The sequence below is a fragment of the Ruegeria sp. AD11(2025) genome (genome assembly GCF_056542405.1).
Genome location: NZ_JBQFZU010000134.1, coordinates 1 through 693, shown reverse-complemented (window position 1 = coordinate 693; position 693 = coordinate 1). Strand labels below are relative to the sequence as shown.

The following is a 693-nucleotide window of genomic DNA, read 5'->3' as shown; positions in this document are numbered from 1 at the left end:
CCTGTCTGTGCTTACCGCAGCGAGCGGCAGGAGCGTTCCAGGATGAGCTTGGGGCTTAACAGCCGTGATATTTCTTCACCTTTGGCGGGGTGTCCGGGGATGCGCAAATGCCGTGTAGAACCCTCTGAAACACTGCCTCGGAAACATCGGGCTTCGGTGTAATCATTTTTTGTTCCACCAACGCATCAATTTGCGCCGCTTCTACGACCTTTGATCTGGCATAGAACACAAATGACAGATGCCGGATGAACTCATGGTCGCCAACATCCAATTCGCATGTGTTGTCGCAACCGTCGTAAAAGCTGGAAACCGGTACAATTAGGTTACCGCCCAATGGGCAGGTGTCATTGCAAACGATATGCAGGTGTTTCATTTCTGGCTGGGTGGGTGTCCCGGATTGTAAAAGAAAAGTTCCGCGCTGGTACGCCATACTTTACAGGGAACCCAGAAGCGCTGACGCTTGGTCTAGGCTTTCCAGCTCGCGGGCGCGTTCGACTGATCGTTCTAAACCCACTGCCGCCATCATTCTATCAAGAGGAATTCGGCGCGACGATCCGTTCGGGTTTTCCCATTCCGGGATGTGGTCGTGGGTCCAATCGGCCAGATCAAAGCCATTCATATGACCGAATTCTGACCAAACATGTTCCAGAACACCGATTTCTCGTTCGCTTAACTCGTCCAGAGCCCCAAGAG

The 693-nt window shown here is 52.5% G+C and carries 2 protein-coding genes; both read right to left on the bottom strand.

Annotation, left to right across the window (positions count from 1 at the left end):
- Positions 1-55: 55 nt before the first annotated feature.
- A complete protein-coding gene (locus ACR1XY_RS24720; protein ID WP_480597500.1) occupies positions 56-430 on the bottom strand; it encodes a hypothetical protein in 375 nt (124 codons plus the stop codon).
- Positions 431-433: 3 nt separating this feature from the next.
- Positions 434-693: Panacea domain-containing protein (locus tag ACR1XY_RS24715; RefSeq protein WP_480597498.1), on the bottom strand; the 260-nt coding region annotated here is incomplete at its 5' end.